The sequence below is a fragment of the Nocardia seriolae NBRC 15557 genome, from assembly GCF_007990715.1.
GTDB lineage: Bacteria > Actinomycetota > Actinomycetes > Mycobacteriales > Mycobacteriaceae > Nocardia > Nocardia seriolae.
Genome location: NZ_BJWY01000015.1, coordinates 24,375 through 38,179 on the forward strand (window position 1 = coordinate 24,375; position 13,805 = coordinate 38,179).

A 13,805-nucleotide genomic window follows, 5' to 3' on the forward strand; every position below is an offset into this window, starting at 1 on the left:
CTCTCCGCGCCTTTTGCCGACGGCTGGGAGCCACTCCGGTCGATCACCGGACCGGCGGTTCGGAGCCGCTCGGGTTCTGGGCGTACCCGGGGAGTTACCCATACGGCACCAGATCAGTTGTCCCGTACCGGACGGCATGTAGGCCATACCGTTTCCACGATCCTAGTTGCGTTCTAGTTCGATCGGGTGTGTGGCCAGCAGGGACAGGGGTAGCGGCTGGCGGCGCAGGACCTGTGCCCACAGGTCGCCGCGACCGGCCAGGGGGTCGGTGGGCAGGGCCGACAGCACGATCCAATCGCCGCGGTCCAGTTCGCCTTCCAGCTGCCCGAAGGTCCACCCGGCGTAGCCCGCGAAGACGCGCAGGCCCTCGATCAGGCCCTCGATCTGATCCGGATCCGAGTCCAGGTCCACCAGGGCGACGCGGCCGTCGACCCGGCGCACGCCCGACAGCCCGGCGATGGACGCACCCACCTTGACGGTGGCCAGGCACAGGGCCGCATCGCGTTTCACTGGACCGCCGATGTAGAGCGCGCGCGGCCCGGCGGCGAGTTCGGACCAGTTGGGGAGCACATCGTGCAGGGCGGTATCGCTGGGCTTGTTCAGAACCACGCCCCAGGTGCCGCCGTCATTGTGTTCGAGAATGTAGACCACCGAGCGACGGAACGACGGCTCTACGAGATCGGTTGCGGACACCAGCAGTGTGCCAGGCCGAACTACCTGGTCCTCGTGCCGGAATTCGCGTCGAGAACGGTCACCGTGTTCGTCTGCGCGTGCCACTCCGCCATCATCGCACTGACACAGGCTGATTGCTGCGCTAAATTGCCCTCCGCTTCGCTCCGGACGGGTTCGCGGCCCCGAAGTCTCGATTCTTCCCTCCCTCCGCTCCTCCGCTTCGCTCCCTCTGCTCCTCCGCTTCGCTCCCTCCGCTCCTCCGCTTCGCTCCCCCGCTCCAGTCAGTCCAGAATCGAGACGGCCGCGAACCTTTGGGTAGCTGTCCAGTCGGGTTCGTGTTTAGGTGATCGGTATGGAACGTCCCGAGGTGCTCCTCGAGAACAGCGATGCCGTCTACGACTTCTATCGTGATCACCAGCAGAACCTGCTGAAGGCGCGGGCGGCGTACTGGCTACTGGGGCGTCGCTACCGGCCGCGCGTGGACTACGCGCCCGAGGCGCGGGAACGGCTGCGGGAGTTCATCTCCCAGGGGCGGCCGCTGCTCATCTCGGTCAACCATCTCTCGCAGCTGGATCCGTACACGGTCGCCGCCGCGGCCTGGGGCAGCGGGCTGCGGCCGGTCATCGGGCGCACCCGGGTGCTGGCCAAGGACGAGCTGTTCGTCGAGCCCAAGCTGCGCGGCCGCATCGACATGATGGGCGGCATCCCGGTCTTCCGCGGCAAGGACCACGGGCTGCGGGCGGTGAACGCGGCCGGGCAGCGCATGATCGACATCTGCGCCGAGCGCATGGCGCGCGGGGACGGGGTGGCGGTGTTCCCGGAGGGCACCTGCAATGACGTGGACCCGACGCAGGTGCAGCAGGTCGGAACCGGCATCGGGCACATCGCCTTCCGGGCCAAGAAGCTCGGGGCGGAACCGGTGCTGGTGAGTCTGGGATTGAGTTACGGGCCGCGGCCGGATCCCAGGGTGGAGCCCTCCAAGGAGGAGGCGCACTCGGCCAGCTTCTATTTCGGTGTGCCGGTGGCGGAACTGCCGACCAAGCCCGCCGAGATCACGCGGGTGGTGCGCGACGAACTACAGGTCGCGCTGGATGGTGCGGTGAAGGCGTACTAGCTCTGGGGTAGGTTCAGGCGCTGTCTGGACCACTGCGGCACCAAAGCCAGGTAGTCGGGCCGGGATTCGACGAAGTGGTGCACCATCGGGCACAGCGGCAGGATGCCGTAGCCCTCGTCCCGGGTCTGATCCAGCGCGCCCTGGACCAGCTTGCGCCCGTAGCCCAGGCCCTCGAACTGCGGATATATCTCGGTGTGCACGAAGGCCCGCTCGTTCGCGGTGTCCTGGTAGGAGGTGACACCGGCGAGGTATCCGTCGACGTACAACTCGAACCGATCCAGTGCGGCGTTCTTGCGGACCTCGATCGACTCACTCGACATAAGTGCGACGTTAGTGCGCCCGCCACGGCAATTTGTCCGTTTGGCCGAAGGGTGACGCCGGGCGTGTCGCTTCCCACATCGATGATCAGAATGTATGGATGACGAACCCACCGCCGCGCCGGGTTTTGCTGGCTCCGGACAAATTCAAGGGCTCCCTCACCGCCGCGCAGGTGGCCGCCGCACTGGCCGCGGGGATCACCCGGGCCGCCCCCGGGACCACGGTGCACCGAACTCCGGTCGCCGACGGCGGGGACGGCACGGTCGACGCCTTCGTGGCGGCGGGCTGGGAGCGGGTGGAGATCGAGAGCTACGGGCCGACGCTCGCACCGGTGACCACGTCCTACGCGGTGCGCGTGACGACGGCGGTGGTGGAGCTGGCGGCCGTCAGCGGAATCACGAAAATGCCTGGAGGGCAACCGGATCCACTGCATTCCAGCACCTATGGCGTGGGCGACGTGATCGGCGACGCGCTCGACCGGGGTGCGCGCAATATCGTGATCGGGCTCGGCGGCAGCGCGTCCACCGACGGCGGTGCGGGCATGTTGCAGGCCCTCGGACTGCGCATCCTCGACGCGGAGGGCAATGAATTGCCCTGCGGCGGAGCGGCACTCGCGCGCGCGGTGCGCGTGGACCGGACCGATCTGCATCCGGGGCTGGCCGATGCCACGGTGGTCCTGGCCAGCGATGTGGACAATCCCCTGCTCGGTCCCAATGGCGCGGCCGCCGTCTACGGGCCGCAGAAGGGCGCCGATTCCGAGCAGCTCGCCACTCTCGAAGCGGCACTGAAGAATTGGGCCGCCGTGCTCGGACCCGAATGGGCCGACAAGCCGGGCGCGGGCGCGGCGGGCGGCACCGGATTCGGGGCGCTGGCGGCGCTGGGCGCGCGCATGCGCTCCGGCATCGAACTCGTCCTGGACCTGATCGACTTCCGGGCCCAACTGGCCGACGCCGACCTGGTGATCACCGGGGAGGGCTCGCTCGACGAGCAGAGCCTGTCGGGCAAGGCCCCGCTCGGGGTGCTGGACGCGGCGCGCGCGGCCGGGGTGCCGGTGATCGCGGTCGCGGGCCGCATCGCGCTCACCCCCGAGCAGGTGCGCGCGGCCGGATTCGCCGGTGCGTACGCGCTCTCCGATCTGGAACCCGCCCCGGCCCGCAGCATGGCCGACGCCGCCGCGCTGCTGGAGCGGATCGGCGCGCGGATAGCCGAAAACTAGCGGTCACGCGCTTATTCGTTTCCGATCCGACGGCAATCCGCGCCCACCAGGGTGGCCTTGCGCGATCACGGGACGCACCGCGTCCGGTGGACCTGTGGTCTTCAGGTACGCGGGGAGGCGTGCCCGGTCGCGGCGGCGACACGGATCGGAAGTGAGTAGTGAACGTGGGATCGATCAGGGGATTTCGAGGGGGCCTGCGCGGGGTGTCCCGCACCGTGGGGATGGCCGGAATCGTCGTGCTGGTGGCCGCGGGGTGCGGCTCCAAGGGCGCGGGGCACACCGCCCAGACCGGGGACACGCTCAAACTCGGTGCGTCGCTGTCCTTCTCGGGCGCGACCGTGCGGGAGGGTGTGCTCACCCGGGAGGGCTACGACCTGTGCATCGATCGGGTCAATGCCAAGGGCGGCGTGCAGGTCGGCGACAAGAAGCTGAAGCTCGACATCGACTACCAGGACGACACCTCCGTTCCCGACACCGCCGGTCAGATCGTGGACCGCTTCAATGATCGCGGTGTGAAACTGCTGCTCGGTCCCTATGGCACCGCGCCCACCGGGGCGGCCATGCCGGTGGTGGAGCGCAACGGCCAGGTGATGGTGGACTCCGCGGGCGCGACCGCCGCGTACAGGACGCCTACCTGGGCATGGGCTGAGCTAGCTCGCGGGGGTGAGCGCGCGGCCGAGCACCCGGTCGCGATTGCGGTCGCCCCACTCCTCCAGCGGCCGCAGCGCCGCGCTCAGGTCCCAGCCCAGCTCGGTGAGCGAATACTCCACGCGCGGTGGGATTTCCGGGTAGATCTCGCGGTGCACGACGCCGCTGGCCTCCAGCTGCCGCAGGTTCTCGGCGAGCACCTTCTCGCTGACCCCGGTCAGTAGGCGGCGGATCTGCCCGAAGCGCTGCGGGCCCTCGGCCAGCACCCACATCAGGTGCATCTTCCATTTGCCGCCGACCACGTCGATGGCCACGGACATGCCGCACACCGCGTTGTTCATGGACCCAGTGTCCGTGGACACCGTGTTATCCACATCACCGTCGGTATTCATCGTGCCCTCCTGACCGGATTTCGAACCTTCAGGTAAGCAACCGCACTCGAACGTGCGGTCTTCCCGAGGCTACCGATCGCGGACACCATCGAGATCAGCGCGCTGCTCCCCAACCACCCGAAATCGAAGGGCAACATCATGTCTGAACCGCGTCGATCCGTCACCGTCATCGGCCTGGGCCCGATGGGCCGCGCGATGGTCAAAGCGTTCCTGGCCGCCGGGGTCGAGGTCACGGTGTGGAACCGCAGCCCCGAGAAGGCCGATGCCATGGCCGAGTCGGGTGCGAAGCGGGCCGGGACCGTGGCCGAGGCCCTCGACGCCAACGAGGTGATCGTCGTGAGCCTCACCCACTACGCGGCCATGTACGACGTGCTCGAGCCGGTCGCGGATCGACTGCGCGGCAAGGTGATCGCGAACCTGTCCTCCGATTCTCCGGAGAACGCCCGCAAGGGCGCGGCCTCGGTGCGATCGTTCGGCGCGCGATTCCTTTCGGGCGGTTGCATGACCGTCTCCGACGATATCCTGCACCCCGCCTCGTACATCTTCTACAGTGGCCCACGCGAGGTCTTCGACGCGCACGCCGAGCTGCTGCGCCCGCTCAGCCCGCAGGAGTACCTGGGCGCGGACGACGGTCTGTCCCAGGTCTACTACCAGGCCCTGCTCACCATCTTCCACTCGTGGATGCTGGCCCTGGACCAGGCTTTCGCGCTGATCGTCAACTCCGGCAACGAGATCGGTCATTTCCTGCCCTACGCGCTGCGCTCGCAGACCCCCTTCGCCGATTTCATGGCGAACTTCGCGGCCGCGGCCGAGGCGGGCGGCTGGGGCGACCTGGCCAACCTGCGCATGATGGACGCGGGTGCGCAGCATGTCATCGAGGCGAGCGAGGACGCGGGGGTCGATGCCTCGCTCGCGCACGCCGCGCAGGCCCTGTGGCGCAAGGCCATTGCCGCCTCCGAAACCGCAGGGGCCCCGGTACCGGTCTTTCGGATACTGAAAGGCACTGCGGCCTAAGCGGTTTCCGATCCGATGCGCGGGAACGGTGCGGTGGAGAAGATGGTCTCCACCGACACCTCGAAATACTGCGCGAGCCGCAGCGCCAGATGCAGGCTCGGGCTGTACTCCCCGCGCTCCAGGTACCCGACGGTCTGGTAGTGCACGCCCAGTGCCTCGGCCAGCTCCCGGCGCGAGATGCCGCGCTCGGCGCGGAGCATGGCGATCCGGTTGTAGATGAGCTCAGTAGGCACGCTGCATGGCCCTCTCGCGCCGCGCCGCCACCGAGGACCCGGATTCCCGCCGCGCCATGCGGCGCAACACGATCGGGGCCAGCACGAAGCCCAGCACCGCCCAGGCGCCCAGCACCGCAACGGTTTCCAGGTGCCGCCACGAGTGGGTCAGCTCCACCACGGCCGCGCTGTCGGGCAGCATGGCCGAGCGCATGCCCAGGCCCAGCCAGTAGATCGGAAAGACCTGCGCCACCGCCTGCAACCAGCCGGGCAGGCCGGTGATCGGGTAGAAGATTCCGGAGATCGCCACCACACCCATGATGGGGAACGACACGAAGCCGATGCTGCGCGGGCTGTCGAAGACCGAGCCCACCACCGCGCCCAGCGGCAGGCAGGCCAGCAGGCCGAGCGCCAGCACGCCGATCAGGGTGGCCCACGCGCCGACGCTGTCCAGGCGCACCCCGCCGATGGCGATCAGCCCGAAGCCGAGGATCAGCGCCACCTGCACCAGGGTGGTTCCGGAGACCGCGACCACCTTGCCGATCAGATAGCCCAGCATGCCGTTGGGAGTCGCCTTGGCGCGCAACAGGGTGCCGTCCTCGCGGTCGATGGCCAGGCCCTGGGCCACCCCGAACATGCCGGTGAACGCCACGATCATGCCGAGCACGCTGGGCAGCGCCAGCGCGCCGAGCCCGACCCCGGTGCCCTGGAAGTTGCCGTGCCGCATGAAGAACACCGCGACCACGGTGGCCACCGGCCAGAAGAACTGCGAGAAGACGTCCATCCCATTGGTGAGGGTCTGGATCAGCTCGATGTGGCCGCGCCGGAAACCGGCCTTGACCGCGACGGTGGTCGGATTCATCGGGCAACCTCCTCGAGACTGTGCAATTCGGTGTCCCCCGGCCGGATTCGAACCGCTGCACCAGGGTCATATAGGTGTCCTCGAGCGAGGCCCGCCGCACCTCGAGCTCGGCCACGGACTCGCCGAACTGCTGGAAGAGCTCGTAGACGAACTTGGTGGACTCGGTGGTGGTGTGCACGAAGCGCTGGCCGTCGCGGGTCCACTTCACCTCGGCCTCACCGGCGATGCGGCGGGAGAGCTGATCGGCGGAACCGTCGGCGATGATGCGCCCGCCCGCGAGGATCAGGATGCGGTCCGCCAGCTTCTCGGCCTCGTCCAGATCGTGGGTGGTGAGCAGGATGGTGGTGTGGTCGTCGTCGGCCAGGCGGTGCACCAGATCGTGGAATTCGCGGCGTGCCTGCGGATCGAAGCCCGCGGTCGGCTCGTCCAGGAACAGCAGTTCGGGACGGCCGACAATGCCGATGGCCACGTCCAGGCGCCGGCGCTGACCGCCGGACAGCGTCATCACCTTGGCGTCGGCGTGCTCGGTGAGCCCGACCGCGGCGATGAGTTCTTCGGTGTGCCAAGGCCGTTGGATGGTCGCGGTGGAGTACGGCGCGTAGAACATGCCCAGGTAGTCGAGCAGTTCGCGGACCCGCCACTTGCCGTGGTCGCGCCAGGATTGCAGCACCACGCCCAGCCGCGCCCGCCACGCCTCGTCCCCGTGCGCGGGGTCGGCGCCCAGCACCTCGATCCGTCCGGCCGAGCGCATGCGGAAGCCCTCGAGGATCTCGATGGTGGTGGTCTTGCCCGCGCCGTTCGGGCCGAGCAGGGCGACCACCTCGCCGCGATGCGCCTGGAAGGTGACGTCCTTCAAGACATCGCGGGTGCCGTAGCGCATGCGCAAGTTCTCGACGTCCAGCACGACGCCTTCGTCCACCGACATGATTCCCCTCCGTAGTAGAAGACGGATCATATGTAGCATACCTACTACATTCTGACGGGTTCAAGCTATTGACCGAGGCATGAAAAAGGGCCCGGCTCGAAATGAGCCGGGCCCTGCTGGTCAGCGGTTTCAGCGCGTGCAGAGGAACTCGATCGCCGCCGCGTAGCCCTGGATCCCCATCCCCGCGATCACCGCGGTGGCGATGGGGGAGACGTAGGAGTGGTGCCGGAACTCCTCGCGGGCATGCACATTGCTGATGTGCACCTCGACGATCGGCACCTCGGGGATGACCAGCGCGTCCCTCAGCGCCACCGAGGTGTGGGTGAGCCCGCCCGGGTTGACGACGATGCCGGACTCCATGCCCCGCGCGGCGTGGATCCGGTCGATCAGCGCCCCTTCGTGATTGGACTGGAACGCCACGATCTCCCGATCGAACCGGGCCGCGGTCTTGCGGCACAGTTCGACCACGTCGTCGAGGGTGTCCGCCCCGTACACCTCGGGCTGACGGGTGCCGAGCATGTTCAGGTTCGGGCCATTGAGCACCAGAATCGGACCGATCGCAGCCATGGGCTCACTCTACGGCCACAGACCTCGCGGTCCCCTCTGGCTAGAGGCCTTGCGGTCCTTCCGAGCGCAGGTCGTCGACTTTGCGCATGGCCGAGCGCAATTCCTCGAGCCATTCCTCGGCGTGCTTGCCGGCCAGCTTGACCGTCCAGGCCAGCGCGTCGGAGCGGGAGCGGGCCACGCCGGAGTCGACCAGCGTGTCGAGCACCTTGCGTTCGGGCTGGCGCAGCCGGGTCATGACCGGAACGGCCAGGTGGGTGAACATGATTCGCTCGCCGTTGACCGTGACACCCCAGGCCACATTGCGGCCGTAGCGGCCCTGCGCCTCCTGGGCGATCTGCATGCGGGCGGGGCGGGTGGTCTCCCGGAAGCGGGCGATGACGCCCTCGCGGGTGGCCTGCGGAATCGTGGCCGGGGCGGCGTCGGCGGGCGCGTCTGCGGCGGGTTCGGCTGTCGGGAGGGGAAGTTCACCGACCACGACGATCTCGTCGCGATCGATCTCGAGGGTTGCGGGACCGGCGAACCAGTCGGCTGGCAATCGTCCAGCGAACCAGTCGGTGGCATCCGAGACGTCGGGCAGGTCGGCCTGTTGCCAGCCGCCGGTGCGCCCGAAACCGTGTCCGCGTTGTCCGTGTCTCATGTTGGTCACTCTCACTTACGGCATGGAGTTGTAATACTGATTACAACGTTACTTCTTTTCGGCGCATGTGGATTCCGCTCTGGGAGAACGGGGTTCGCCGGGTTCGCCCCGAATGCTCCGGAGGGCTGTCATCAGTGAGAACCGAACAGTCTGGAGCGTCTCGAGTACGCCAGCGCCGTAACCGACCGGTGATCATGTAAGTGGTCACTGCTGACCGATTTCGGCACTATGGTGGTGCTCAGAACAAGCACGCCTGGTGGAAAGGCAGAACCGCGGGCGGTCGGCGCGCGGTACCGTGGACCTGTTGCTGATGTGGCCAGAGTGAAGAGTGGGCGATATGGATGTGTGGGGATCCCGCCGCTTCCGGGTACGGGGTGCGATCGCACTCGCGGGCGTGGCTGCCGTCGCGATCGCGATGGGGTCATGTGGATTTCGGGAGCGGGCGACGGGTGCGGAAGCGGTGGTCGAACGGTTCGCAACGCTGCTCGACAAGAAGGACTACGACGGGGCGTCGCGACTGACTTCCTATCCGGCGGGGGCTTCGGCAACGCTGAAGCAAGTTTTCGAGGGCCTCGATCCCGGCAAGCCTGACTGCCGCATGACCCAATACATCGGACTGGACGGTACGACTGGCCTCTTCTCCATGACCGGTGCCTGGAACTTCGGCGAGAAGCGGGACTGGAAGTACGACCTCCAGGGCACGGTGCGCAAACTCAGTGTGGGCTGGCGCATCTCGTGGGATCCCGCCCTGGTCATGCCCCAGCTCGACGCCAAACGCAGCGCCAAACTGGTGCGCACCTCCGCCACGCCGTCACCCCGGGTGAACGACATCGTCGGGCAGCCGCTCATGACCGAGCAGACCATCAATGTGGTCAAGCTGGACCCGGCCAAGATCACCGACCCGGTCGCCTCCACCAACGCACTGGCCACCGCCATCGCACCGGTCGCGCCGCTCATCGACGGACCGGCACTGATGCAACAGCTCTCGGCCTCGCAGGGCAAGCCCATCGTCGCGGTCAACCTGCGCGACGGCGACTTCAATATCCTCGAGCCGCGCATGGCTCCGATCCCGGGCGTGGTGCTGGAGAAGCAGCCCAAGCTCATCTCCGCCGATCGCCGCATCTGGTCGCCCATGCTGGACGCGCTCACCAAGGTGTGGCTGGACAATCGGGATCAGCACTCCGGCTGGGGCGTTCAGCTCTTCGAGCCCGACGGCAAATTCGTCACCCAGCTGGCCGGGGAACAGGGCCCGCCCGGACCCGACATTCCCTCCACCATGGACCAGCGTCTGCAGCGCGCGGCCGAGGACGCCGTGGTGAGCACCGGTTCGCCGACCTCCATCGTGGCCATCCAGCCCTCCAGTGGGGCCCTGGTCGCGGTGGCGCAGAACAGCCAGGCCAGTGAGCGCGGCAATATCGCCTTCACCGGGCAGTACCCGGTCGGCGGCATGATCGAGCTCTTCAAGAATGTCGCCGCGGTCACCAAACACAAAGCGCCGCAGGATGTCTCGGTCGGCGACGCGGCGGACGCGGCCAGCCTGCTCGGCATCGGCATCGACTTCAAGGTGCCCGGCCTGGACGAGACCACCGGGCGGCTGCCCACCGGCAAGAACGCCGCCGAGAACGTGGGCCGCGGCAATGCCGCCGACTCGCTGCTGGCCAGCCCGTGGGGCATGGCCATCGCGGCGGCCGCCATCGCCAACGGCCAGGTGCCCAAGCCCATGATCACCATCGGCCAGCCCGCCACCGTCGAGGCCGACCTGGCCGCGCTGCCCGGCGAGGCCACCGACCGGCTGCGCGCCATGCTGCGCGACGGCGTCGGCGCGCCGGAACTGGCCGCTCTCAACCGGTATCGCGACGTCCAGGCCTTCGGCGCCACCACCGGCAACAGTGGCTGGCTCATCGCCACCATGGGCGACCTGGCCTTCGCCATCCACATCGACGATCCCGACAGCGGCGACCTCACCGCCCGCGTGGCGGCGCGCCTGCTCCAGTCCCTGGCCTCGCCCGGCGACTAGCGGGCGCGGGAATCGCTAGCGGGCGCGCAGGATCTGGGCGGCGGCGCGCCAGCCGATCAGGAACAGGGCCAGGAAGGTCGCGGCCACGATGAAGAAGCTGACCACGACGCTCTGGCCCGCCACCGCGCGCAGCGCCATGCCGCCGACCAGGGTGCTCAACCAGATGATCACCCCGGTCGGCCATACCGCGCGGCCGTCGAAACGCCTTGCCGCGCCTGCCCCGTCGCGGGCCGCCACCGCGACCGCGATCGCCCAGCCCAGCACCAGCCCGGTGCCGAACGGCCAGAACGTACGCAACAGGCCCGCACCGAGCACGGCCTCGTCGTGAGCGTTTCGCCCGAGCAGGCAGAACACGACCACGAGCACGACATCCGCGACGAACGGCACCAGTTTCCTCACGCGCCACAGGGTATCGGGCGGGCCGGGCTCACCTGTGCAGGGACACTGCACCCTGGCCAGTCACGCAGAGTTCAGGCCGCGCTGCCGTCGGTGTCGGCCGGGGGCGTGGTGCGGCGGCGGTCGGTGACCAGTGAATTTCCGCGCTGTTCGAATTCCTTCTCGTATTGGGCGTCATCGGCCTGGGGCTTGCGGAACAGGAACAGGAAGACGATCCAGCCCACGATGGCCACGAGGATGAAGCTGATCAGCCGGTAGAGGAAGGCCGCGGCCACGGCCTGCGCGGCGGGCAGCCCGGCCGCCACGGTCAGCGAGTAGATGAGCGTGGCGTCCACGTAGACGATGCCGCCCGGCGCCAAAGGAATGGTGCCCACGGCCTTTCCGGCCGCGAAGGCCAGCATGAGCGCCGCCCAGCGTGGGTCAGCGCCCACCGCGTAGCAGGCGAAACCCAGGCAGGCGACATCGGCGAACCGGTGCACCAGCGCCCACACCGCCACCCACGCGCCGTCGCGCCGCCCCAGATCCACCGACTCCACCTGGGACAGGATCTCGCCGACCCGGTCCATCCCGGCATCGGCGGGCCGGTGGCGAATCCGGTTGATCCGCCGCAGGATTCGCCGCGCCAGCGCCTCCATGCCGCCCGGGTGCCGGGACACGTAGTTCACCGCCCAGACCAGCGCCGCGACGGTGCCCAGGGTCAGGATCACCTTGAGCGGGCCGACCCGGTCCCCGGTCAGCACCGCGCCGAACAGGCCCAGCAGGGTCAGTCCGGCCGCCGCCACCACGCCCGACATCACCAGCTGCCAGGACGCCACGATCGGGCTCGCGCCCCAGCGCCGGGTCTGCCGGTAGGTGAAGGCGGCCGAGAACACCTGGCCCGCGGGCAGGGTCAGCGACATGCCGGTCGCGCCGTACACCACCGCCACCGATTTGCGCTGGCTCACCTCCACGCCGCCGGCGTGCAGCAGTTGTTTCTGGATGCGGCCGAATCCACTCATGGACAGCGCCGCCATGAAGATGCAGGCCGCAACCCAACCCCAATGGATTTCGGTCAGGTTCTTCCAGGATTCGTGCAGGCGGGGATAGAGATACACGCCTTCGGAAATCAGCAGTGCCACCAGTGCGGCGCCGAGAACCCATTTGGCCCACCAGAACCTGCCCCGGTACGAGTCATTCGCGGGCGGCGCAGGATCGCCGGCCAGCTCCCCATGGGCCGTCACATTGGTCAGCCTAACGAACTCGCCGCCGCCTCGTCTGCATCAGTCGGGTCGGCGCTTTCCAATGGCCAGGCCAGGCGGGTTTTGCGGCGGCGGCCGCGCAGTTGCACTTCTTCGCCGGTCTGCCAATGCCGCTGCTCGTTCTCATCGGCGAAAAACAGTGCGCTCGAGGAGGTCAGCACGCGTCCGGGGCGGTCCTTGGCGAGTTCGGTGAGGCGGGACGCCTCGTTCACCGGATCGCCGATCACGGTGTATTCGAAACGATTTGCACCGCCGATATTCCCGGCCACCGCGAGCCCGGCCGAGACGCCGATGCCGATATCCAGTCCGGCCACCTCGCGCAGGGCTTCGCGCAGCTCACGGGCGGCGGCCAGGGCCGCGGTGGGCGCGTCCGGGCGGTCCAGCGGCGCGCCGAAGATGGCGAGCGCGGCGTCGCCCATGAATTTATTGATGAGCCCGTGATGGCGGTCGATGACATCCACCACGACCCGGAAGAACTCATTGAGCAGACTGACGACTTCGGTCGGCGGGCGTTCCGCGGCGGTCGCGGTGGAACCGACCATATCCACGAACAACACGGCCACGAATCGGGTTTCACCACCGAGTTCGGTGCCGTACTCCAGGGCCCGGCGCGCGACATCCTCACCGACGTGCTGGCCGAATAATTCCTGCAGTTCCCGCCGTTTCGCGGCCTCACCCATCATTCGGTTGAAGCCAACCTGCAGCAGTCCGATTTCCGAACCGTCGAAAACCTCCACCTGCACCTCGGTCGCGCCTTCCTGTACGCGGTCGATGGCCTGGCTGAGCTGGCGGATCGGATCGGAACTGGAAGAGCCGGTGAGCATGGAAAGCGCCAGCGCCTGCATGATCACCACACCGCACAACAGCAGAATCGAGACGGCCAGCGACTGCGCGGAAAACTGAACCCGAGAAGAAATCTGGGTGACGCACAGCAGCACAATGGCAATGGTCGGCGCGAAGGTGCCCATGCCCCAGGTCATGGCCATCCGGGTGCCGACACCCGCGGTCAGGGTGTGGTCGAACGCCCCCGTGGTCAGCGCCTCGGCCGCGACCGGCCGCAGAATTCGTTCCCCCAGCATGTAGGTGAAACCGAAAACGATGGTGGCGGCCATGCATTCGGTGACGATCACCGCCGCGGCCAGCTGCGGGGTCCGCACGATGATCAGCCACGCCAGCACGCCACCGCCGACCAGCCACAACACCAGATGCAGGATCGCCTGCCGCAGCGGCGCGTGCAGCGCCGACATCTGCTCCTGCCGCGACGGCGGCCCGCCCCGCATCTGCCACCGCATGACCGGCCGCAGCATCAACACCGAGGCCGTCACACTCAACAGCCCCCCGATCAGGAAAACCAGCCCCGGAACCAGCAGCCCCGTCTGCCGGGTCGCACTGGTCTCCCCCTCGGGAACCGGCAACCCGTACTGAATGAACGCCCACACCAGCACGGCACCGAACGCGTTGGCCGCGAGCATGGAAGTCAGATACAGCGGCCAGCGAGTCTTCATGGTCTGTTTGACCGCTTCCAGGGGCGCTGACACGATCACCAATCTAGCGGTCCCGCTCCCGCGGGGCCGCAG

General features: G+C 68.2%; 14 protein-coding genes and 2 pseudogenes. 5 read left to right on the forward strand and 11 right to left on the reverse strand.

From position 1 onward, the window contains the following. Nucleotides 1-162 precede the first annotated feature (162 nt). Nucleotides 163-777 (reverse strand): YqgE/AlgH family protein, encoded by a 615-nt coding sequence (locus NS2_RS07240; protein ID WP_033085895.1) that lies wholly within the window; start codon nucleotides 775-777, stop codon nucleotides 163-165. A gap of 247 nt (nucleotides 778-1,024) precedes the next feature. Here NS2_RS07240 and NS2_RS07245 point away from each other — a divergent pair, with 247 nt between their 5' ends. After that, nucleotides 1,025-1,786 carry a lysophospholipid acyltransferase family protein gene (locus tag NS2_RS07245; protein WP_033085896.1) on the forward strand — a complete coding sequence of 254 codons (762 nt, stop codon included), beginning with the start codon at nucleotides 1,025-1,027 and terminating at the stop codon, nucleotides 1,784-1,786. On the opposite strand, the gene NS2_RS07250 is transcribed toward NS2_RS07245, so the two are convergent. After that, nucleotides 1,783-2,106 (reverse strand): GNAT family N-acetyltransferase, encoded by a 324-nt coding sequence (locus NS2_RS07250; RefSeq protein ID WP_033085897.1) that lies wholly within the window; start codon nucleotides 2,104-2,106, stop codon nucleotides 1,783-1,785. The genes NS2_RS07245 and NS2_RS07250 overlap by 4 nt on opposite strands. Before the next feature lie 98 nt (nucleotides 2,107-2,204). Here NS2_RS07250 and NS2_RS07255 point away from each other — a divergent pair, with 98 nt between their 5' ends. After that, nucleotides 2,205-3,320 (forward strand): glycerate kinase, encoded by a 1,116-nt coding sequence (locus tag NS2_RS07255; protein ID WP_033085898.1) that lies wholly within the window; start codon nucleotides 2,205-2,207, stop codon nucleotides 3,318-3,320. A 221-nt stretch (nucleotides 3,321-3,541) separates the two neighbouring features. Then, a pseudogene (locus NS2_RS37225) lies at nucleotides 3,542-3,937 on the forward strand (ABC transporter substrate-binding protein); the annotation flags it as partial. A 33-nt stretch (nucleotides 3,938-3,970) separates the two neighbouring features. On the opposite strand, the gene NS2_RS07265 reads toward NS2_RS37225, so the two are convergent. Then, nucleotides 3,971-4,309 carry a winged helix-turn-helix transcriptional regulator gene (locus NS2_RS07265; protein WP_071812434.1) on the reverse strand — a complete coding sequence of 113 codons (339 nt, stop codon included), beginning with the start codon at nucleotides 4,307-4,309 and terminating at the stop codon, nucleotides 3,971-3,973. 189 nt (nucleotides 4,310-4,498) lie between these two features. Between NS2_RS07265 and NS2_RS07270 the strand changes: the two genes are divergently transcribed. Then, nucleotides 4,499-5,374, forward strand: coding sequence for an NAD(P)-dependent oxidoreductase (locus NS2_RS07270; RefSeq protein ID WP_033085900.1), 876 nt, complete (start codon nucleotides 4,499-4,501; stop codon nucleotides 5,372-5,374). On the opposite strand, the gene NS2_RS07275 is transcribed toward NS2_RS07270, so the two are convergent. The 5 genes and pseudogenes from NS2_RS07275 to abmR all read right to left on the reverse strand — a co-directional run bounded on the left by NS2_RS07275 (nucleotide 5,371) and on the right by abmR (nucleotide 8,577). Continuing rightward, entirely contained in the window at nucleotides 5,371-5,607 is a 237-nt protein-coding gene (locus NS2_RS07275; protein ID WP_052085999.1) for a helix-turn-helix transcriptional regulator, read from the reverse strand. The two genes, NS2_RS07270 and NS2_RS07275, sit on opposite strands and share 4 nt — an antisense overlap. Then, the gene (locus NS2_RS07280) at nucleotides 5,597-6,448 is read right to left on the reverse strand and encodes an ABC transporter permease (protein WP_033085902.1); all 852 of its coding nucleotides are present in this window, start codon (nucleotides 6,446-6,448) and stop codon (nucleotides 5,597-5,599) included. The genes NS2_RS07275 and NS2_RS07280 overlap by 11 nt, the downstream gene beginning before the upstream one ends. A gap of 472 nt (nucleotides 6,449-6,920) precedes the next feature. Beyond that, a pseudogene (locus tag NS2_RS37230) lies at nucleotides 6,921-7,412 on the reverse strand (ATP-binding cassette domain-containing protein); the annotation flags it as partial. Nucleotides 7,413-7,502: 90 nt separating this feature from the next. Then, complete coding sequence (gene aroQ / locus NS2_RS07290) at nucleotides 7,503-7,940, reverse strand: type II 3-dehydroquinate dehydratase (RefSeq protein WP_033085903.1); 438 nt, start codon at nucleotides 7,938-7,940, stop codon at nucleotides 7,503-7,505. A gap of 40 nt (nucleotides 7,941-7,980) precedes the next feature. Next, nucleotides 7,981-8,577, reverse strand: coding sequence for an ATP-binding transcription factor AbmR (gene abmR, locus NS2_RS07295; RefSeq protein WP_033085945.1), 597 nt, complete (start codon nucleotides 8,575-8,577; stop codon nucleotides 7,981-7,983). A gap of 460 nt (nucleotides 8,578-9,037) precedes the next feature. On the opposite strand from abmR, the gene NS2_RS07300 reads away from it, so the two are divergent. Continuing rightward, nucleotides 9,038-10,594 (forward strand): NTF2-like N-terminal transpeptidase domain-containing protein, encoded by a 1,557-nt coding sequence (locus tag NS2_RS07300; RefSeq protein WP_235263938.1) that lies wholly within the window; start codon nucleotides 9,038-9,040, stop codon nucleotides 10,592-10,594. A 15-nt stretch (nucleotides 10,595-10,609) separates the two neighbouring features. Here NS2_RS07300 and NS2_RS07305 read toward each other — a convergent pair whose 3' ends face one another. The 3 genes from NS2_RS07305 to NS2_RS07315 form a co-directional block, all read right to left on the reverse strand. Continuing rightward, nucleotides 10,610-10,993, reverse strand: coding sequence for a DUF3054 domain-containing protein (locus NS2_RS07305; RefSeq protein ID WP_033085904.1), 384 nt, complete (start codon nucleotides 10,991-10,993; stop codon nucleotides 10,610-10,612). A 71-nt stretch (nucleotides 10,994-11,064) separates the two neighbouring features. After that, on the reverse strand, nucleotides 11,065-12,210 hold the full coding sequence (locus tag NS2_RS07310) for a lysylphosphatidylglycerol synthase transmembrane domain-containing protein (RefSeq protein ID WP_045436221.1): 1,146 nt from the start codon (nucleotides 12,208-12,210) through the stop codon (nucleotides 11,065-11,067). 5 nt (nucleotides 12,211-12,215) lie between these two features. Next, nucleotides 12,216-13,733, reverse strand: coding sequence for an adenylate/guanylate cyclase domain-containing protein (locus NS2_RS07315; RefSeq protein WP_172416814.1), 1,518 nt, complete (start codon nucleotides 13,731-13,733; stop codon nucleotides 12,216-12,218). Nucleotides 13,734-13,805: the final 72 nt, after the last annotated feature.